Source organism: Umboniibacter marinipuniceus (assembly GCF_003688415.1).
GTDB classification, from domain to species: Bacteria; Pseudomonadota; Gammaproteobacteria; order Pseudomonadales; family DSM-25080; genus Umboniibacter; species Umboniibacter marinipuniceus.
In genome coordinates this window covers 220,070-238,992 of sequence record NZ_REFJ01000003.1, presented here as the reverse complement: position 1 = coordinate 238,992, position 18,923 = coordinate 220,070, and the positions used below count along the sequence as shown (strand labels likewise).

The window sequence follows — 18,923 nt, the reverse complement described above, 5'->3', positions numbered from 1 at the left end:
CTTATTTTATTCTTATACCGTCCAGTCTAGCCCATCCGTCTTGCAGGGTCACGGGATTCCAGTCAATAGCGTGTTCGTAGGACTTTGCAACAATTTCAGCTTGCCCTGCAAGGAGACCGCTGAGTACTATTCTGCCGCCGATCTTGGTCTGCTTAATCAGTTTATCGGATAGGGCTTCAAGTGGACCAGCGAGAATGTTGGCGATTGTGATGTCGGCCAGAACTTTTGGTGCGTTTTCAGGGAGGTAAACGCTAATTCGCTCAGGCTTGACTTGATTGCGGCTCGCGTTTTCGTAGGTGGCATCAACTGCCTGGGGGTCAATATCCACACCCACAGCTGTATCGGCGCCAAGCAAAAGTGCAGCAATAGCGAGAATTCCGCTACCGCAGCCAAAATCCAATACTAATTCACTATTCCAAGTCTGTTCATCTAGCCATTTTAAGCACAGTGAAGTGGTTGGGTGGGTTCCGGTGCCAAAGGCTAATCCCGGATCAAGCATAAGGTTAACGGCATTCGGGTTTGGCGCTTCTTTCCAGCTGGGGCAAATCCAAAGACGCTCACCAAATTGCATTGGATGGTAGTTGTCCATCCAGGCTCGCTCCCAATCTTTGTTTTCAAGAATCTCTGCTCGGTAGCTAGGTAACGCTCCAGTCCAGTGATCTTGAATAACGGAAATTAGGGCGTCAACATCAATATCAGCATCATACAATGCCGTGATTTGGGTATTTGACCAAAGCGGAGTTTCTCCAACGCCTGGCTCTAAGACTGGCTCATCTTCATTGTCGCGAAGTGTGATAGCATGAGATCCCGTTGCGAGTAGCAGGTCTTCAAATGCTTCAACATCGCTTCGTTGTAAATCGAACTTTATTTGCAGCCAGTTCATGGTTTAGCGTTCCTCGAATGGTAATAACCGAAGTTTAACAGTTCCAACAAAAAAGGCGCAGAACAATCTGCGCCTTTGATATCTTCAATGGGAAGCTTACATTCCTAATTTCTTCTCAAGATAGTGGATGTTGATACCGCCTTTCTTGAACTCTGGGTCGGTCACTAGATCAACCTGAAGCGGGATGTTGGTCTTGATTCCTTGAACTACTGTCTCGCCGAGCGCTCGCTCAGTTCGTTTCAAAGCTTCAGCGCGGGTATCACCCCAGCAAATCACCTTAGCGATTAACGAATCGTAGTTAGGTGGGACGGTATAGCCACTATAAAGATGTGAGTCAACGCGAACACCAAGGCCGCCTGGCGCATGGAAGACGTCCACTTTACCCGGGCTGGGTAGGAAGCGGACAGGATCCTCAGCGTTAATACGACATTCAAAGGCGTGGCCTTTGATCTCAATTTGATCTTGCGTATAGGAAAGTGGTAAACCAGCGGCAATAAGGAGCTGCTCCTTTACGATATCCACACCCGTCACCATCTCAGTGACAGGATGCTCAACCTGAACTCGGGTGTTCATTTCAATGAAATAGAACTTCCCGTTCTCATAGAGGAATTCAAAGGTGCCGGCACCGGCGTAACCAATCTTCTTACAGGCATCGGTACAGGCTTTTTGCACCTGTGCACGAGCTTCTTCATCGATGAACGGTGCTGGTGCTTCTTCCAGTACTTTTTGATGGCGACGCTGAAGTGAGCAATCACGATCACCAAGATGAATAGCGTTGCCATGTTTATCAGAGAGGACCTGAATCTCTACGTGGCGAGGAGTTTGTAAGAACTTCTCCATGTACACAGTGCCATCACCAAAGGCCGCGGCAGCTTCAGCTTTAGTCACGGCAATCGAATTGATGAGTTCAGATTTCTCATGGACAACACGCATCCCACGTCCACCGCCGCCAGCCGCGGCTTTAATGATGACTGGCAAACCGATTTCATCGGCGAGACGCTCATTTCGCGCAGGGTCATCATTAAGAGGGCCGTTAGAACCTGGGACTGTTGGGACCTGAGCTTCAATCATTGCCTCAATAGCTGCAACCTTGTCACCCATCTTGCGAATAACATCGGCGCTAGGGCCAATAAAGGTAAAGCCGCTATTTTCTACTTGTTCAGCAAAATCGGCATTTTCAGCCAAGAAGCCATAACCGGGGTGAACCGAGTCGGCCCCTGTTATTTCCATGGCCGCAATAATAGCTGGAATATTCAGGTAGCTCTGCGGTGAAGGGTTAGGGCCGATACATACGGATTCATCGGCAAGCCTTACGTGCTTGAGATCGCGATCCACAACGGAATGCACTGCGACGGTTTTGATGTCGAGCTCTTTACAGGCTCGTAAAACGCGAAGTGCAATCTCGCCGCGGTTTGCGATGAGAACTTTCTTCAACATAAGTGCAACCTCGAATTAAGCAATAACGATAAGTGGCTGGTCGAATTCAACCGGAGAGCCATCCTGAACAAGGATCGCCTCAACAACGCCAGATTTATCAGCTTCGATCTGGTTCATCATTTTCATTGCTTCAACGATGCAGACTACATCGCCGGCTTTAACGGTTTGTCCGACCGTTACGAAAGGTGCTGAGCCTGGGGCTGGTGCGCCGTAGAAAGTACCAACCATTGGCGACTTAAGGGCGTCGGCCGGAACTGCTGCTTCGGCTTCAACCGCAGCAACTGGAGCAGGCGCGGCGGCAGGAGCAGCGGCAGCAACTGGCGCAGGAGCTGGTGCAGCAACTGGAGCGTAAGCTACGCCACTACCACGGCTGATGCGAACCGATTCTTCGCCCTCTTTGATCTCAATTTCACCGATGTCTGATTCTTCGAGCAGTTCGATTAGTTTTTTAATTTTACGAATGTCCATGACTTTTTACTCTCTAATAGGGTGAGCGGAAACAAATGTATTTCGTTCAGTGTTATGCCAATGTGCTTAGGATGCCATTTAGGGCCACGTCGTAACTCTGTGGGCCAAAACCAACCACTACACCTTGGGCGATATCACTGAGGAATGAATGATGACGAAACTCCTCGCGACTATGAGGATTCGACAAATGAATTTCGGTAAATGGAATAGCCACTGCAAGCAAGGCATCGCGAATCGCGACGCTGGTATGGGTATAAGCAGCGGGATTGATCAGAATGTGGGAAACGCCTTCGCCAGCCGCTTGCTGGATGCGATCGACCAGAGCGCCTTCATGGTTGCTTTGAAAACTCAATAATTCATGACCTGAAGCGGTTGCCGTATCACGTAATCGAGTGTTGATATTCTCCAAGCTCTCTGAACCGTATATTTCAGGCTCTCGAGTTCCTAGAAGGTTGAGGTTGGGACCATGTAAAAGTAACAGCGTAGACATTTTTGTGACCAGTCAGTTCTGATTTCTGCTAATTTTGCAGTAAAACCAGAACATAGTCCAATAAAAAGTCTAACTTCGTTGCAGTTTGATGATATTTGTGACATTTAGCTACAATTTCAAACGCGCGTTTAAGGGATTAGCACCCTTTAGTGTGACTCAATTTGAATTAATAGTCTCTAAAATAACACGCTCAGTGAGTAACTGTGGCAGCACAATGCCTGCTTCTGAGTTAGCCGGATAGAAGACATAAAGCGGTACGCCAGCGCGGCCGTAAAGACTTAAATAGCGGCTAATATTTTCATCGGCAGAAGTCCAGTCGGCCTCAATAAGTGTCACATTATTGGCGGTGAACGCTGACTGTGTAGTCTCGGCGTTCAGTACTCGCTTATTGGCGAGGCAGGTAATACACCACGCAGCAGTAACATCCACAAATACCGGCCCTTCGCTGCGTGCTTGAGTAAGGGCTAGTGGTGAGTAGTCCACCCACTTGCTAATAGTTGGTTCGCTCGGCTGAGCGAGGTAAGCGGCGAGCGCAACCAGAATAACTCCCGACAGCTTTGCACCTTTCGATGGCATATTGATCAACCATAGTGCCAAGGCGATGAGGAGTGCGCCCAACGCAATCATAGTCAACCCCGTGACGCCAGTTTGCTGACCAACAACCCAAAGCAAGTAGAGGGCGGTAGCCAGGAGTGGAAATACCATAAATTCTCGAACCTTGACCATCCAGAGGCCTGGCTTTGGTAGGCGCTGAATGAGCCCTGGCCAATAGCTAAGTACGAGAATGGGGGCGGCCATACCGAAGCCGATAGCAATAAAGATGGCAAAAGTCGCGGTGGCAGATTGAGTTAGCGCCGCGCCCATCGCTGCGCCCATGAATGGAGCAGTGCACGGGCTGGCTACCACTACCGCGAGTAGTCCAGTAAAAAAGCTTGCTGACTTTGAATGCCCCTGTTGGAGTTCCGAGCCTGCTCCCATGAGTCGTTGTGCTAGCGGCATATCCAGGGCTAATACTAACGCCATGGCAACGAACAGATAAATTAGGATGGTTACCATAACAGGAGATTGGAGATGGAAGCCCCAGCCAACTTGTTGCCCCGCTAAGGCTAGCGCAACAATCACCACTGCGAAGAGCAAGAAACTTAGTACTACGCCTGCGGTATAGATCCATGCGTGTTGTTTCGCCGAAGCACCGGCGTTAATAAAGCTTGTTGCTTTGAGAGCAAGCACTGGAAACACGCACGGCATTGCGTTGAGGATCAGTCCGCCAAGAAAGGCAGAAAAAATCATTAACCATGAAAAGCTGGGGGTGGCGAGCGGCGCGACGTCCGAATTACTATACTCGGCTTGCTCACCCTCCGTTGATGAGAATGCGCCATTGCCTAGGTATTCGAAGTACCAAGTTTCGGGCGGATAGCACAAGCCCGCGTCGGCACAGCCTTGGAAACTCAGCATTAAGATGTCACCTACGCTGGGTTCTAGAGTGGTTGCCACCACGAAGGCATTGTCATAGAAAACAGACAGCTCTTGGTTGAAGAATTCATCAAACTTGATGATAGCCGTGTCAGGGTAGCTAACGTCCAACGGTTGGCCGTTGAGCTGGTGGGCGAACTGATGCTGATAGAGATAGTAGCCGGGCTTAGCGTCCCAGATGACGGAGAGTTCGCCGTCGCGCCACTCAGGGGATGCTTGGTAGGCTTCATCTACAGCGAGAAAGCTAGGCGCGGCAGGAAACGCCCCGTTGTCCGTAAACTGGGCAAAGGCGGCGGTGCTTACCAAGATAAGCAGCGTGGCTAGCGTGAGTGAAATTTTCTTAAACATGTTGGCTAGTACCTACCCTTACTGCATTTTTGTTCGTATGATGAAGACAGATATTGTCCTCTGAAATTTGTTAGGGAGTGTAAACTGTCAGATGAGATTTAGAAATTGGGTATTTACCGCGATGATGTTAATCAGCTCGACAGTTCAAGCCGAGCTTTCTGTCATCAGCGGAGAGGTTCGTCTGCCACCACCGGGCACATCGGTAGCCGCCGCCTATCTCGAATTGAGAAATACCAGTAGTGTTGAGCTTGTGTTAGCCTCGATATCATCGAGCGCAGCCCGGCACACGATGTTTCATCGAGTTGAGAACGTTGATGGTGTCATGAAGATGCGACACGCTGAGAATATCAAGCTGCCAGCGAATTCAACCATTAAGTTTTCGCCCGGAGCACTGCACATCATGATGATGGGCGTAAGCGATTTAGATAAAGACTCGGAAGTTGACTTTGAAATCTTATTCGAGTCAGGTGAAAGTATTAAGTTTCTATTGCCCGTTGTGGCGCAGTAGTTGGTAACACGGAAGGGGTACTAAAGTGACGATTAAAGAAAGGTGGACAAATTGGCGTACTGATCAAAGTGATCGTGTTGATGGCGGCTTTTGGCGCTGGATTGCGATACTTCTGGGTGTCTATCTCCTACTGATGGCAATTGTGGGTGTGGTAATCAGTTCCGAGCCTGAGCCCTTCGATGTTCGTCAGGCCTTTGCCGAGCGTTACCCAGGGCAAGAGCCGGTTATCGGCTCGCTAACTACACAATCTCTGATAGTGCAAACGGAAACACTATTGGACAAACCTTGGGGGTATATTGCCAACGATATCTCACCGCCTGGTGTATGGTTGGATAATATCCCAAATTGGGAGTACGGGGCGCTAGTTCAAATTCGCGACCTCGCTAAGGCAATGCGAGAGCAATTTTCTCGTTCACAAACTCAGTCTACTGAGGATGAAGCGCTGAAGAAGGCTGAGCCTAATCTCAATTACAATCATCGTTCTTGGTTGTTACCTGCTTCAGAGGGGCAGTATCGAGATAGTATTAGGTATCTAGAGGACTACCTTGAACGCCTAAATGATGAATCCAACCAAAGTGCACAATTCTTTGCCAGAGCCGATAATCTTAACGCGTGGTTGACCACCGTGGGCTCTCGCCTAGGCTCTTACTCCCAGCGCTTAGCCGCGTCGGTAGGAGAAGCTCGAGTGAATACCGACTTGGCCGGAGACACAGCGGCTCAGCAGTCAACTGCATCGGCTCAATTAGTGTATGTTGGAACACCGTGGTTAGAAATTGATGATGTATTCTACGAGGCTCGTGGATATTGCTGGGGACTGGCGCAAACGCTCAAGGCCATTGAGTTTGATTTCGCGGACGTGTTGGAAAAGAAGCGAGCGCAAGCCAGCTTAGAGCAGATCATCAGAGAATTAGAGGGTACTCAACGACAAATCTGGAGCCCGATGATTCTCAATGGAAGTGGGTATGGGATGTTGGCCAATCACTCATTGGTGCTATCCAACTATATCTCACGTGCCAATGCTGCCTTGATCGACCTCCGAGATCTCCTTAATAACGGATGAGCCAGGGACTTCTCCTCAGTAGAAATTGGCGTGATGTTGGCGGCTATCTGGTCTTGGAATTCTGGTTTGCCACCCAAGACCAAGCTCAATCTATCCAAGTACGGGGCGAACGCCCCGTTTTCTTTCTCAGCGATGCTGACTATCAGCAATCTGGTACTGCGCTAAGGTATGCGGCTGAGTGTAAACAACTCAAGTTAAAAACCTATTCCCAAGAAGCTGTTTGGGCTGTGTACTTCAACGCCTGGGCACGTCACCAATCAGCCGCTTATGAGTTAATTGACCGAGGTCTGTATCCATTAGAGTACGATGTTAAGCCGCCGGATCGTTTTTTGATGGAGCGATTCATCTGCGGCGAAGCGAGTTGGAGCGGCGGTGCTAAGGATTCAAGTGGGACCATCAGAAATCCTGAGCTAAGACCTGCAAGCGTGGACGTGCCGCTCTCGCTGCTTAGTTTCGATATTGAAACCAATGCCTATCAAAATACCATCATTTCCATTGCCGCGGTTACGCCGTTAGAACGAGCCGTTTGGGTCGTGGGTCACGAAAGTAGTGATCAGTTTGAGGGTGTAGTGGATGAGCGGTCTTGCATTGAGGCATTTTTAGCGTGGGTACGCCGAGTTGATCCCGATATCCTGACGGGTTGGAATTGTATTCAGTTCGACATGTGGGTGATTCAGCAGCGATGTGAAGCGCTCGGCATCGCCTTTCGGATTGGTCGTGACAACGAAGTAGTCGCATGGCGCGAGGATCGTGACGAAAGGCGCTATTGCAGGGTTCAGGGGCGCAGTATTGTAGACGCCATGGACGGAATAAAGTCAGCGGGTTGGCACTTTAGCTCGCATAGTTTGGAGTTTGTGTCGCAGCAATTGCTAGGTGATGGGAAGCTAATTGGCGCGAGTCATGGGATTGATGAAATCATTGCTTGGCATCAAGATGATCCCGGTCAATTAGCCAATTACAATCTGATTGATTGCGAGTTAGTGCTCCGTATTCTCGAGAGAACTGGACTTATTTCTTACCTAGTAGAACGCGCACGCTTGACCGGTGCGGAGTTAGACCGAGTTGGCGGTTCGGTGGCTCAATTTGAGTTCCTATACCTGCCAAGATTACATCGAGCTGGTTACGTTGCCCCGCTCCAAGGTCAGCGAATGTTTAGCTTTGAGTCCCCTGGTGGTTTCGTCATGGATTCGGTGCCGGGCTTGTTTGAGCATGTGCTGGTGCTGGACTTCAAAAGTCTCTACCCCAGTATTATTCGAACTTTCTTCGTCGACCCGTGCGCACTGTGGGAGGCTGAAGCTAACCCCAGTGCCGGTGCAGTACCGGGTTTTGACGGAGCGATGTTTCGGCGTGAGGCGAGTATCCTGCCTGGTATTATCGAGTCGCTGTGGCGAGCCCGAGATGAGGCGAAGAGTGCTGGAGATTCGGCACGTTCCAGCGCGTTGAAGATTATTATGAACAGCTGCTACGGAGTGCTTGGCTCATCCGTCTGTCGTTTTTTTGATCCAAGACTGGCCTCGAGTATAACGCGTCGAGGTCATGAGATTCTGCAGGAGAGTGCTCGATGGATTGAGGAGCAAGGTCATCGGGTAATTTATGGCGATACGGATTCGGTGTTTGTTGAGCTCGTTGGCGAGGCGCTAACAGATGAGCTTGCTAACCAAATTGGTCAAGCATTACAGCAAGGCTTAAATGTCTTCTGGCGGGAGCGGCTTCGTGCCAATTTCGCCCTGGATAGTCAGCTTGAGATTGAATTTGAAACGCATTTCAAACGGTTTTTCATGCCAACGATTCGCCATCAGGAATATGGCAGTAAAAAACGTTATGCCGGCTTGGTAGGCGATCAAGTGGTGTTCAAAGGCTTAGAGAATGTTCGCTCCGATTGGAGTCACCTTGCACGCCGTGTTCAAGCAGAGCTGTTTGAACGAGTGTTCTTTGGTTTGGAATGGAAAGCGTGGCTGATTTCGCTCACGCGTGAGATGTATACCGGTGTTTTCGATAGTGAACTTATATATCGAAAGCGTCTCCGAAAGCCGCTAGACGCCTACGAGAAGCAAATTCCACCTCATGTCAAAGCGGCAAAGATGTTGCCAAGAAAGCCGCGGAGGGGGGATTGGATTGAATACCGCATCACGCTGCAAGGCCCGGAACCGGTGGGGATTTCTAATCGCAAGATGGACTACGATCACTATTTAGAGAAGCAAATAGCGCCAGCAGTGGATTCTCTGCTGGCGGTATTTGGCGAAAGGTTAGAGGCGTTAATAAGTCAACAAATTGGCTTAGATTTCTAACGGTTCTAATTTAGCTTAATGACTAGCTAATGGTTGCTGTGATGGCAGCATGTTGTTCTGGCTTCAGGCGAGGGCCGAACTGTGAAACCACTGCGCCACTTGCGGTGCTTGCCAGCTCGCCGGCATATTCCCAGCTCTTTCCTTGGCAAATCGCCGCGAGGAAAGCGCCTGCGAACATGTCGCCAGCGCCATTCGTGTCGATGGCTTTAACCTTGCTCGCCGCATGGCTGCGCTCTACTTTACCATCAAAACTGACCGCGCCATTTGCACCGCGGGTAATCACATAAGCGGTGCTGAATTCACGCAACGCTTTGCCTGCGGCATCAATGTTGTCAGTGTTAGTGAATTGAAGTGCTTCCTGCTCGTTACAGAAAAGTAGGTCCACGCCATCGCCAATTATCTGTAGCATACCTTCGCGGAAAAACTGCACCATGGCTGGGTCAGACAGTGATAGGGCAACTTTGTTACCGGCCGCGCGAGCCACTTCGCGAAGACGGATGGCCGCCTTGCGACCAGTTGCAGAGGTTACTTGATAACCTTCAATGTATGCCCAATCTGCAGAGGCTGCAGCGGACTCATCAAGCTCGGCCACTGAAAGAGTCTCGCTGATGGCAAGGCAAGTGTTCATGGTGCGCTCTGCGTCTGGTGTAATCAGAACTAAGCAACGTCCCGTTGTGCCAGCCGGGTCATTAATGCCAGTGTTGCTGTCAACGCCGGCTGCTCGTAAGTCAGCGGCGAAAAAAGCACCATTTTCATCGTCGGCCACTTGGCAGCAATAATAGCTCTTCGCACCGAAGTAGCTCGCTGCAATAATACTGTTGCAGCCTGAACCACCGCTTGCGCGCGAAGCGACCGTTCCGCGATCATTCAACTGATCGAGGGCTTCGTGAAGGCGAGCGTCGTCAACGAGGCTCATAATGCCCTTATCAATGTTCATGTCGACCAAGTCTTGATCGTTCACTTCAATTTCGGTGTCCACGAGGGCGGCACCCAAGCCAAAAATCTGATAGTTGTTCATGCGGGCTCACATTTGATGATGTCTATAAAGCGGTCATTATCGTTGCGCAGCGTAAATTTGCAACTTTAGCGCGTAAATTACCTGAGTTATCGCTAATTTTATTCGGTTAGCCGAGGCGGGTTCGGCCACATTAGCAGCGCCTGTTACTGTTGAGCGGTCCAAAGCCATAGAAGAGGGGCGCAAAAGTAGGTTGTATTGATAATCTTGGTCTATTTTTAGAGTAGCTTGGAAGATTGCTGATATTAGCGGTGTAACCTATTACACGGTCTAAAGTCGGTAATATTACGAATGCATGAGTCAAAACTTTTGCTAGCTTGATGTAGGCGCTTGGGATATAATTTGCTCCCAGTCAAAGAGCCGTCACAGGTGCCAATAAACGATATGGAAAACGTTTTATTTGGCGGCGGCAGCTAGAGCTAAAAGCTCCGGCATGCATCAAATTCCAAGCGAGGTGAGAGAGCTCATCTCGCTTTTTTATAGCCGAACGTTTTTGAGTTCAATGAAAATCACGTAGTCGAAAGGCTAGGTGCTTTGTTGTGCCAGAAATGTAAGGCCCTACGTTCGAAGGAGACGAAATGAGTCACATAGCCATTCTCGCGTTAGCAGATGGAAGCGTTTTTCGAGGCACTGCAATTGGTGCGACGGGTTCCGCTAGTGGTGAGGTAGTTTTCAACACGGCCATGACAGGTTATCAGGAAATTTTAACTGACCCATCATACGCCGAACAGATTGTTACCCTAACTTACCCTCACATTGGAAATACGGGTTCAAACAGCGAGGATGAAGAATCGCAAAAGGTTTGGGCCAAGGGCTTGGTAATTCGTGATCTTCCCTTGCTGGCGTCAAACTTCCGCAGCAAAGAAAATCTTAGTGACTATTTAGTACGGCATAACATCGTTGGTATTGCCGACATCGACACTCGTCGCTTAACTCGTATCCTTCGCGAGAAAGGCGCGCAGAGTGGTTGTATCGTCGCGGGGCAATTTGCCAGCGAAGAAGAGGCAATTGAAAAGGCGAAAGCATTCCCGGGTCTGAAGGGTATGGATCTCGCCAAAGAAGTTACCGCCTCAAACGCGTTCAAATGGGAAGTTGGTAGTTGGCAGCTAGGAAAGGGTTTCGTCTCGCCAGCCGAGAAGCCTTACAAGGTTGTTGCCTACGATTATGGTATCAAGCGCAACATCATGCGTATGCTGGTTGATCGTGGCGTTGAGCTACGAGTTGTTCCGGCTCAGACCCCAGCGAGCGAAGTGTTGGCGATGGAGCCAGACGGCGTGTTTCTTTCGAATGGTCCAGGTGACCCAGAGCCGTGTACTTATGCAATTGAAGCAATTCAAACGCTGCTAGAGCAAGATAACCTGCCGATCTTTGGTATCTGCCTTGGGCATCAGCTACTTGCACTGGCTTCTGGCGCTAAAACCGAAAAGATGAAGTTCGGTCATCACGGTGCTAACCACCCTGTACAAGTGCTCGAAACTAAGCAGGTCATGATCACATCTCAAAACCACGGCTTCGCTGTAGATGAGAGCTCGCTGCCAGGTAATCTCGTGGCGACGCACAAGTCATTGTTTGATGGCTCTCTTCAGGGTATTCACCGCACGGACAAACCAGCATTCAGCTTCCAGGGACACCCTGAAGCAAGTCCTGGTCCACACGATGCAGCACCATTATTTGACCACTTTATTGAGCTGATGGCTCAGCGCAAAGCATAACGGAGCGGGTATGCCAAAACGTACAGATATTAAAAGTATTTTGATCCTGGGTGCTGGTCCAATTGTAATTGGACAGGCCTGTGAGTTCGACTATTCCGGTGCGCAGGCGTGTAAAGCGCTTCGTGAAGAAGGTTATCGAGTTATTCTAGTTAACTCTAACCCCGCTACGATCATGACCGATCCGGCTATGGCTGATGCGACCTATATTGAGCCAGTAGAATGGCGCACTGTGGCGAAGATTATCGAAAAAGAGCGACCTGATGCAGTACTGCCAACAATGGGTGGTCAGACTGCGCTAAATTGTGCGCTAGCTCTTGCGGATAATGGCGTGCTCGAGAAGTTCGAGTGTGAGCTAATCGGCGCAAGCCGAGATGCCATCAACATGGCGGAAGATCGCGAGTTGTTCGATCAGGCCATGAAGCGTATTGGGCTTAAGTGTCCGCCAGCAGGTATCGCTCGTAACCTTGATGAAGCACGCGCTATCCGCGATCGCTTTGGTTTCCCGATCATCATTCGACCTTCCTTTACAATGGGTGGATCGGGCGGTGGTATTGCCTATAATCGTGATGAGTTCGAAGAGATTTGTACTCGTGGTCTAGATCTATCACCAACTTCAGAACTGCTAATCGATAAGTCATTAATTGGTTGGAAAGAGTACGAAATGGAAGTTGTTCGCGACAAGAACGACAACTGTATCATCATCTGCTCAATCGAAAACTTTGATCCGATGGGTGTTCACACAGGCGATTCAATCACCGTAGCGCCAGCACAGACCCTAACGGATAAAGAATATCAGATTATGCGTAATGCCTCGGTGGCAGTGCTCCGAGAGATCGGGGTTGAAACCGGTGGCTCAAACGTTCAATTCGCGGTAAATCCAGAAAATGGCGACCTTGTGGTCATTGAGATGAACCCGCGGGTCTCGCGCTCTTCAGCGTTAGCTTCAAAGGCAACCGGTTTTCCGATTGCCAAAGTGGCGGCAAAGCTGGCAGTTGGTTACACCTTAGATGAGCTTCAGAATGACATCACGGGTGGTGCAACACCGGCATCGTTCGAGCCGGCGATTGATTACGTTGTGACGAAAATCCCTCGTTTTACCTTCGAAAAATTTGGTGATGCGGATGCGCGCTTGACCACGCAGATGAAGTCTGTGGGTGAAGTTATGGCGATTGGCCGTAGCTTCCAAGAGTCTTTCCAAAAAGCACTGCGCGGCCTAGAGGTCGGTTCTGCAGGTTTCGAGACCATAGTAGATATTGATGCGCCTGACTTTGAATCGGTTATTCGTCGTGAGTTGTCAACGCCTGGCGCAAACCGAGTTTGGTACTTAGGCGATGCCTTCCGCGCGGGTATGTCGGTAGCGGAGGTCTTCGAGCTCTCGTCTATTGATCCTTGGTTCCTGGTGCAAGTCAAAGACATTATCGATACCGAGCTGTCAATTAGCACTACTGCGCTGTCTAACATTGACAAAGACGCGATGTACGCACTAAAGCGCAAGGGTTTCTCTGATTCGCGCTTGGCAACGCTTTTCGGTGTCAGCGAAAAGCAATTCCGTCGTACTCGTCAGAAGATGAATATTCGCCCCGTCTACAAGCGAGTTGATACCTGTGCGGCAGAATTCTCCACCGCGACGGCTTACATGTACTCAACGTACGAAGAAGAGTGTGAGGCAGCGCCAAGTGGCCGCGATAAGATTCTTGTTCTCGGCGGTGGGCCTAACCGAATTGGCCAGGGAATTGAATTTGACTACTGCTGTGTTCACGCAGCATTAGCAATGAGAGACGACGGTTACGAGACCATCATGGTTAACTGTAACCCAGAAACGGTTTCAACTGACTATGACACATCAGATCGTCTTTTCTTTGAGCCAGTCACGCTCGAAGATGTGTTAGAAATCTGTGATCTTGAGCAGCCTAAGGGTGTTATCGTGCAGTTTGGTGGTCAGACACCGCTGAAGCTTGCGCGTGAACTTGAAGCTGCTGGCGTACCAATTATTGGTACTACGCCGGAAGCGATTGATCGTGCCGAAGATCGTGAGCAGTTCTCCGATATGATTAAACGCCTAGGCCTGCGCCAGCCGCGTAACGCTACGGTGCGTTCAATTGATGAGGCTGTTGTTCGAGCTGAAGAGATTGGTTACCCCCTTGTTGTACGTCCTTCGTATGTCCTTGGTGGTCGAGCTATGGAAATTGTCTACAGCGAAACTGAGCTACGCACCTATTTCCGCGAAGCGGTTGAAGTATCCAATGATGCGCCGGTTCTATTGGATCACTTCCTTAATGCAGCAATCGAAGTAGATATTGATGCGGTATCAGATGGCGAGACCGTTGTCATCGGTGCAATCATGCAGCACATTGAGCAGGCAGGTGTTCACTCGGGTGACTCAGCCTGTTCATTACCTCCTTACTCTCTGCCCGCTGACGTGCAAGATGAAATGCGCGAGATGGTAAAGAGCATGGCGGTTGAGCTAGGTGTTATTGGTTTGATGAATGTTCAGCTCGCTTACCAAGACGGAGAGTGTTTCGTTATTGAGGTAAACCCACGCGCCTCACGAACGGTTCCGTTCGTTTCTAAGTGTATCGGTACTAGCCTTGCTAAGGTTGCTGCGCGCTGTCAGGCAGGTATTTCACTGGCTGATCAAGGTTTTACTTCGGAAATTGTTCCGGATTATTTCTCGGTTAAGGAAGCGGTGTTCCCGTTCAATAAGTTCCCTGGTGTTGACCCAATTCTTGGGCCTGAAATGAAGTCTACGGGCGAAGTTATGGGTGTGGGCGATACCTTCGCTGAAGCCTACGCTAAAGCACAGCTTGGCGCGAGCGACGAAGTGCCGACGGAGGGTGTAGCTTTCCTATCGGTCCGTGAACCTGATAAAGAGGGCGTTGTGGAAGTTGGCCGTGACCTTGTAGAGCTAGGCTTTGAGCTGGTTGCTACTCGAGGTACCGCTAAGGTGCTTCAGGAAGCCAATATCCCAGTTCGCTTGGTGAACAAGGTAATGGAAGGGCGCCCAAATATTGTGGATATGATTCGTAATGATGAGATTACAATGATTATCAACACCACTGAAGGGCGTGTAGCGATTCGTGACTCGGCGCTAATCCGTTCGAGCGCAGAGATACATCGCGTATACTACACCACCACCTTGGCTGGTGGCCGTGCGGTGTGCATGGCGCTTCAGCATAAAGGTGAGGTTCAAGTTCGCCGCCTACAAGATCTACATGGGAGTATTAAAGGATGAATAAGACTCCTATGACAGTCGAGGGCGCGCAAGCGCTCGAGACTGAGCTAGAGCGTTTGAAGAAGGTGGATCGCCCCACTATTATCAAGGCTATCGCTGAGGCTCGTGAGCACGGTGATCTGAAGGAGAACGCTGAGTACCATGCTGCTCGTGAGCAGCAAGGATTCTGCGAAGGGCGTATTCAAGAGATTGAAGCGAAGTTGTCCGATGCACAGATTATTGATATCAAAAAAATCCCGGCAACCGAAAAGGTAATTTTTGGCGTAACGGTAACCATCATTAACGTTGATACTGAGGAAGAAAAACAGTATCGCATTGTTGGTGAAGATGAGGCGAATCCAGCGGAGAATCGGATTTCCTATTCTTCACCAATCGCCCGAGGCTTGATCGGTAAGATGGTTGGCGATGTGGTGAATATCCAAACCCCGGCCGGAGTGGTTGAGTTCGAAATCGATGCGGTTGAGCACTAACTAGCATTGATTTTTTAGTGACAAAAAAAGAGCCTGCGAAGGCTCTTTTTTTTTGCGGCTTAACTTTGGAGCTACTCACCAGTGGGGGTGAGTGTCAGCCACCACTTTTAGCTTGCTAACAGCTTATCGAAGTAGGTTGGAAAGCTTTGGATTAGGCTTGCGGGCCTCACGGCAGATAAGAATGATCTTGCCGATGGTTTGAACAAGCGTAGAGTTGGTCTCGGCAACAACGGCACTGGCAACCTCGGCCCGATCGATTCGCTCAGGGATAGCGAGCTTAACCTTGATTAACTCGTGATCATTTAGCGCGCGATTCAGTTCGTTGAGTACGCCTTCCGTTAGGCCATTTTCAGAGATCATGACAACCGGTTTGAGGTTGTGGCCAATTGCGCGAAGTTGTTTTTTACGTTGTTGTGTGAGTGTCATTAGTTAACTCTACCAAGTTGAATTCATCGTTTGACGGCATTCTACATTAAAGCACAGGAAAGCGAACTAAGTGATTCGCCTGAGTACAATAATTATTCACTTAGATGGCTTCGTTACCATGAATGTTCGCCTAGCTTGAGTGTTAACGTCAATGACGAGCATAAAGCTTAGAATTTATTGGATTACCGAAGTAGTAAAAAAAGTAATTATGGCCGATACTTGAAAAACTAGGATCTAGACCCGATATAGTTGTTTAGATAACAACGCGGCGATACACGTCGCACAACTTTGAGGATGCTTCTTTGAAAGATATGACTCGGACCATGGTACTTTGGCTAGTAATTGTCACCGTGCTTTTCATGGTGCTGCAAAACTTTAGTAGTCCAAACACTAGTCAGGATATGGCCTACAGTGACTTCATTACGTCTGTTAAAGCAGGTCAGGTTGATGCTGTCACCTTCCAGGGTTCAGTCATTCGCGGAACCGATACGAGCGGTCAAGATTTTAAGGTCTTTATTCCGTACTACGACGATGCGCTAATGAACGACCTTTACAGTGCAAACGTTAAAGTGACCGGTGAGCCAGTGGAACAGCCGGGTATTTTGGAGAATCTCTTCTACTCCATTCTCCCTGTGCTCATCATTGTAGCTGTGTTTATTTTCTTCATGCGCCAGATGCAAGGCGGTGGCGGCGGCAAGGGCGGCCCGATGAGTTTTGGTAAATCTAAGGCTCGTTTACTAAGTGAAGATGAGATCAAGACCAGTTTTGCCGATGTTGCGGGCGTCGATGAAGCCAAAGAAGAAGTATCTGAATTGGTAGAGTACCTCCGTGATCCGAGTAAATTCCAACGTTTGGGCGGAAAAATTCCGCGTGGTGTCTTAATGGCTGGCCCGCCAGGAACAGGTAAAACATTGTTGGCAAAAGCAATCGCTGGTGAAGCGCGGGTGCCATTCTTTTCAATTTCGGGCTCTGACTTTGTTGAAATGTTCGTCGGTGTTGGTGCATCACGTGTGCGTGATATGTTTGAACAGGCTAAGAAGCGTGCACCTTGCATTATTTTTATTGATGAAATCGATGCAGTTGGTCGTCATCGTGGTGGCGGTGTAGGCGGCGGCAACGATGAGCGTGAGCAAACCCTAAACCAGCTTCTCGTGGAGATGGACGGATTTGAAGGTAACGAAGGGGTAATTGTAATTGCTGCTTCAAACCGACCTGATGTGTTGGATTCGGCACTACTCCGTCCTGGTCGTTTCGATCGACAGGTGTTTGTTGGACTGCCAGATATTCGGGGTCGCGAGCAAATTTTGCGTGTCCACCTTCGTAAAACGCCAGTCTCTGATAACGTTAATGTGCCGGTGATCGCTCGGGGCACGCCAGGCTTTAGTGGCGCTGATTTGGCTAATCTAGTCAATGAAGCAAGTCTCTTCGCTGCGCGTATGAACAAGCGTTTGGTGACAATGGATGAGTTTGAGCGAGCGCGAGACAAGATCATGATGGGCGCTGAGCGTAAGTCGATGGTCATGTCGGATTCTGAGAAGGTGAATACAGCCTATCACGAAGCGGGTCACGCTATTATCGGTCGTTTGGTGCCAGATCATGATCCGGTGCATAAGGTTTCGATCATTCCCCGAGGGCGAGCTTTAGGCGTCACACAATTCCTGCCAGAAGAGGATAAGTACTCCATTTCGAAGCGTGGCTTAGAATCACAAATCTGCGCGTTGTTTGGTGGTCGTATCGCCGAAGAGATGACGCTTGGGTTCGATGGTGTTACAACTGGGGCGCAAAATGATATTGAGCGCGCTACCGCCTTAGCTACCAATATGGTCACTAAGTGGGGGCTTTCCGAGAAGTTGGGCCCGTTGAACTACGCTGGCGATGAAAGCCAAGCTCAGCAGGGGCAGCAACCGCGAGTTTCTGGTGAAACGGCGAAGGCGATTGATACCGAAGTACGCCGCATCACAGATTCCTGTTATGAGCGAGCGTCAACTATTTTGAAGGAGAATCGCGATATCCTCGAGGCAATGAAAGACGCACTCATGGAATTTGAGACTATTGACTCACTTCAGGTTGATGATCTAATGAATCGTACTGAGGTTCGCCCGCCGAGTAATTGGGAGACTCAGTCTGAGGCTAAGGGGTACGGATCTGCTCCGGCGGCTGAGGCCGATAATGGAGAGCCTGATCCAGCTCCAAATGATGACGCTGGTGACAGCGAAGAATCGAAATAATTCAAAAATGCTTCTGAAAGGAAGCATTTTTTTTAGAGGACGATAATGCATAGTGCCTTTTCAAATCCGACCCCCCAAATCATGGCGATTCTCAACGTAACGCCAGACTCCTTCTCTGACGGCGGCGCGCTTTACAGTGGTTCCGCGCTTGATGGCGGTCTGATTGTTGATACCGTAGCGAGGCTAGTCGCTGAAGGCGCTAACATTATAGATGTCGGTGGAGAGTCAACGCGTCCAGGAGCTGCGGCCGTCACGGAGCAAGCTGAGTTGGATCGCGTGCTTCCAGCCGTAGAGGTAATTAAGGCGAATTTTGATGTTGCCGTCAGTATCGACACTAGCACCCCTTCGGTGATGAGGGAAGGAGCATGCTTGGGGGCTGATATGTTGAACGACGTACGTGCATTTACTCGAGAGGGTGCGCTTGCAACGGCGGCTGAGACGAGACTCCCAATTTGCGTGATGCATATGCAAGGTACGCCCAATACCATGCAGATCGCCCCAAGCTACCATGACGTCTGCGCGGAAGTAGTTGACTTTCTGCTCCAGCGAAGAGCTGAAGCGTCACGAGCGGGTGTCGCCGAGGATCGGGTTTGGTTAGATCCGGGTTTTGGTTTTGGTAAAACGCTTGAGCATAACCTCGCCCTGATGAGGGGCTTGTCGGGACTAGCTGATCATGCACCACTGTTAATCGGTGTTTCAAAAAAACGGATGATCGGTGATGTGACGGCTAGAGAAGTCAATGAAAGGGTGGTCGGTAGTGCGCTATTCGGCTATCATGCTTTGCAAAATGGCGCACGAATTCTTCGGGTTCATGACGTCAAATCGACCCGCGACGCTATTGCAACATTCCTCGCGCTCGATCAATAAAAAAATAGAAATAGGGTA

The 18,923-nt window shown here is 49.7% G+C and carries 15 protein-coding genes; 8 read left to right on the top strand and 7 right to left on the bottom strand.

Annotation, left to right across the window (positions count from 1 at the left end; all coding sequences use genetic code 11):
• Window position 1 precedes the first annotated feature (1 nt).
• The 5 genes from prmA to DFR27_RS07285 all read right to left on the bottom strand — a co-directional run bounded on the left by prmA (window position 2) and on the right by DFR27_RS07285 (window position 5,099).
• Complete coding sequence (prmA, locus tag DFR27_RS07305) at window positions 2-883, bottom strand: 50S ribosomal protein L11 methyltransferase (RefSeq protein WP_121876795.1); 882 nt, start codon at window positions 881-883, stop codon at window positions 2-4.
• A 96-nt stretch (window positions 884-979) separates the two neighbouring features.
• Window positions 980-2,320: an acetyl-CoA carboxylase biotin carboxylase subunit gene (gene accC / locus DFR27_RS07300; protein ID WP_121876794.1), complete on the bottom strand. Its 1,341-nt coding sequence runs from the start codon at window positions 2,318-2,320 to the stop codon at window positions 980-982.
• Window positions 2,321-2,335: 15 nt separating this feature from the next.
• Window positions 2,336-2,788 (bottom strand): acetyl-CoA carboxylase biotin carboxyl carrier protein, encoded by a 453-nt coding sequence (gene accB / locus DFR27_RS07295; RefSeq protein ID WP_121876793.1) that lies wholly within the window; start codon window positions 2,786-2,788, stop codon window positions 2,336-2,338.
• Window positions 2,789-2,840: 52 nt separating this feature from the next.
• Window positions 2,841-3,278, bottom strand: coding sequence for a type II 3-dehydroquinate dehydratase (gene aroQ, locus DFR27_RS07290; protein ID WP_121876792.1), 438 nt, complete (start codon window positions 3,276-3,278; stop codon window positions 2,841-2,843).
• Window positions 3,279-3,434: 156 nt separating this feature from the next.
• Window positions 3,435-5,099, bottom strand: coding sequence for a protein-disulfide reductase DsbD family protein (locus tag DFR27_RS07285; RefSeq protein WP_121876791.1), 1,665 nt, complete (start codon window positions 5,097-5,099; stop codon window positions 3,435-3,437).
• A 91-nt stretch (window positions 5,100-5,190) separates the two neighbouring features.
• Here DFR27_RS07285 and DFR27_RS07280 point away from each other — a divergent pair, with 91 nt between their 5' ends.
• From DFR27_RS07280 to DFR27_RS07270, 3 genes are read left to right on the top strand one after another with little or no spacing between them, the layout of a single operon-like run.
• A complete protein-coding gene (locus DFR27_RS07280) occupies window positions 5,191-5,607 on the top strand; it encodes a copper chaperone PCu(A)C (RefSeq protein WP_121876790.1) in 417 nt (138 codons plus the stop codon).
• A 31-nt stretch (window positions 5,608-5,638) separates the two neighbouring features.
• On the top strand, window positions 5,639-6,667 hold the full coding sequence (locus DFR27_RS07275) for a DUF2333 family protein (RefSeq protein WP_211327605.1): 1,029 nt from the start codon (window positions 5,639-5,641) through the stop codon (window positions 6,665-6,667).
• On the top strand, window positions 6,664-8,955 hold the full coding sequence (locus tag DFR27_RS07270) for a DNA polymerase II (protein ID WP_121876788.1): 2,292 nt from the start codon (window positions 6,664-6,666) through the stop codon (window positions 8,953-8,955). The genes DFR27_RS07275 and DFR27_RS07270 overlap by 4 nt, the downstream gene beginning before the upstream one ends.
• 22 nt (window positions 8,956-8,977) lie before the next feature.
• Here the strand turns inward: DFR27_RS07270 and DFR27_RS07265 are convergent, their stop codons facing one another.
• A complete protein-coding gene (locus tag DFR27_RS07265) occupies window positions 8,978-9,973 on the bottom strand; it encodes an adenosine kinase (protein ID WP_121876787.1) in 996 nt (331 codons plus the stop codon).
• A 575-nt stretch (window positions 9,974-10,548) separates the two neighbouring features.
• Between DFR27_RS07265 and carA the strand changes: the two genes are divergently transcribed.
• From carA to greA, 3 genes are read left to right on the top strand one after another with little or no spacing between them, the layout of a single operon-like run.
• Complete coding sequence (carA, locus tag DFR27_RS07260; RefSeq protein ID WP_121876786.1) at window positions 10,549-11,682, top strand: glutamine-hydrolyzing carbamoyl-phosphate synthase small subunit; 1,134 nt, start codon at window positions 10,549-10,551, stop codon at window positions 11,680-11,682.
• A gap of 10 nt (window positions 11,683-11,692) precedes the next feature.
• On the top strand, window positions 11,693-14,914 hold the full coding sequence (gene carB / locus DFR27_RS07255) for a carbamoyl-phosphate synthase large subunit (RefSeq protein WP_121876785.1): 3,222 nt from the start codon (window positions 11,693-11,695) through the stop codon (window positions 14,912-14,914).
• Window positions 14,911-15,384, top strand: a complete 474-nt coding sequence (gene greA / locus DFR27_RS07250; protein WP_121876784.1) for a transcription elongation factor GreA — start codon at window positions 14,911-14,913, stop codon at window positions 15,382-15,384. Before carB ends, greA begins: the two co-directional genes overlap by 4 nt.
• A 123-nt stretch (window positions 15,385-15,507) precedes the next feature.
• On the opposite strand, the gene yhbY is transcribed toward greA, so the two are convergent.
• Window positions 15,508-15,810: a ribosome assembly RNA-binding protein YhbY gene (gene yhbY, locus DFR27_RS07245; RefSeq protein WP_121876783.1), complete on the bottom strand. Its 303-nt coding sequence runs from the start codon at window positions 15,808-15,810 to the stop codon at window positions 15,508-15,510.
• A 311-nt stretch (window positions 15,811-16,121) separates the two neighbouring features.
• On the opposite strand from yhbY, the gene ftsH reads away from it, so the two are divergent.
• Window positions 16,122-18,038, top strand: coding sequence for an ATP-dependent zinc metalloprotease FtsH (gene ftsH, locus DFR27_RS07240; RefSeq protein WP_211327604.1), 1,917 nt, complete (start codon window positions 16,122-16,124; stop codon window positions 18,036-18,038).
• 81 nt (window positions 18,039-18,119) lie between these two features.
• Window positions 18,120-18,905: a dihydropteroate synthase gene (folP, locus tag DFR27_RS07235; RefSeq protein WP_121876988.1), complete on the top strand. Its 786-nt coding sequence runs from the start codon at window positions 18,120-18,122 to the stop codon at window positions 18,903-18,905.
• The last annotated feature ends 18 nt before the right edge of the window (window positions 18,906-18,923 follow it).

Coding starts and splice junctions, on each gene's coding strand:
- prmA (WP_121876795.1), bottom strand. CDS start 883: ATGAACTGGCTGCAAATAAAGTTCGATTTACAACGAAGCGATGTTGAA.
- accC (WP_121876794.1), bottom strand. CDS start 2,320: ATGTTGAAGAAAGTTCTCATCGCAAACCGCGGCGAGATTGCACTTCGC.
- accB (WP_121876793.1), bottom strand. CDS start 2,788: ATGGACATTCGTAAAATTAAAAAACTAATCGAACTGCTCGAAGAATCA.
- aroQ (WP_121876792.1), bottom strand. CDS start 3,278: ATGTCTACGCTGTTACTTTTACATGGTCCCAACCTCAACCTTCTAGGA.
- DFR27_RS07285 (WP_121876791.1), bottom strand. CDS start 5,099: ATGTTTAAGAAAATTTCACTCACGCTAGCCACGCTGCTTATCTTGGTA.
- DFR27_RS07280 (WP_121876790.1), top strand. CDS start 5,191: ATGAGATTTAGAAATTGGGTATTTACCGCGATGATGTTAATCAGCTCG.
- DFR27_RS07270 (WP_121876788.1), top strand. CDS start 6,664: ATGAGCCAGGGACTTCTCCTCAGTAGAAATTGGCGTGATGTTGGCGGC.
- DFR27_RS07265 (WP_121876787.1), bottom strand. CDS start 9,973: ATGAACAACTATCAGATTTTTGGCTTGGGTGCCGCCCTCGTGGACACC.
- carA (WP_121876786.1), top strand. CDS start 10,549: ATGAGTCACATAGCCATTCTCGCGTTAGCAGATGGAAGCGTTTTTCGA.
- carB (WP_121876785.1), top strand. CDS start 11,693: ATGCCAAAACGTACAGATATTAAAAGTATTTTGATCCTGGGTGCTGGT.
- greA (WP_121876784.1), top strand. CDS start 14,911: ATGAATAAGACTCCTATGACAGTCGAGGGCGCGCAAGCGCTCGAGACT.
- yhbY (WP_121876783.1), bottom strand. CDS start 15,810: ATGACACTCACACAACAACGTAAAAAACAACTTCGCGCAATTGGCCAC.
- ftsH (WP_211327604.1), top strand. CDS start 16,122: ATGACTCGGACCATGGTACTTTGGCTAGTAATTGTCACCGTGCTTTTC.
- folP (WP_121876988.1), top strand. CDS start 18,120: ATGGCGATTCTCAACGTAACGCCAGACTCCTTCTCTGACGGCGGCGCG.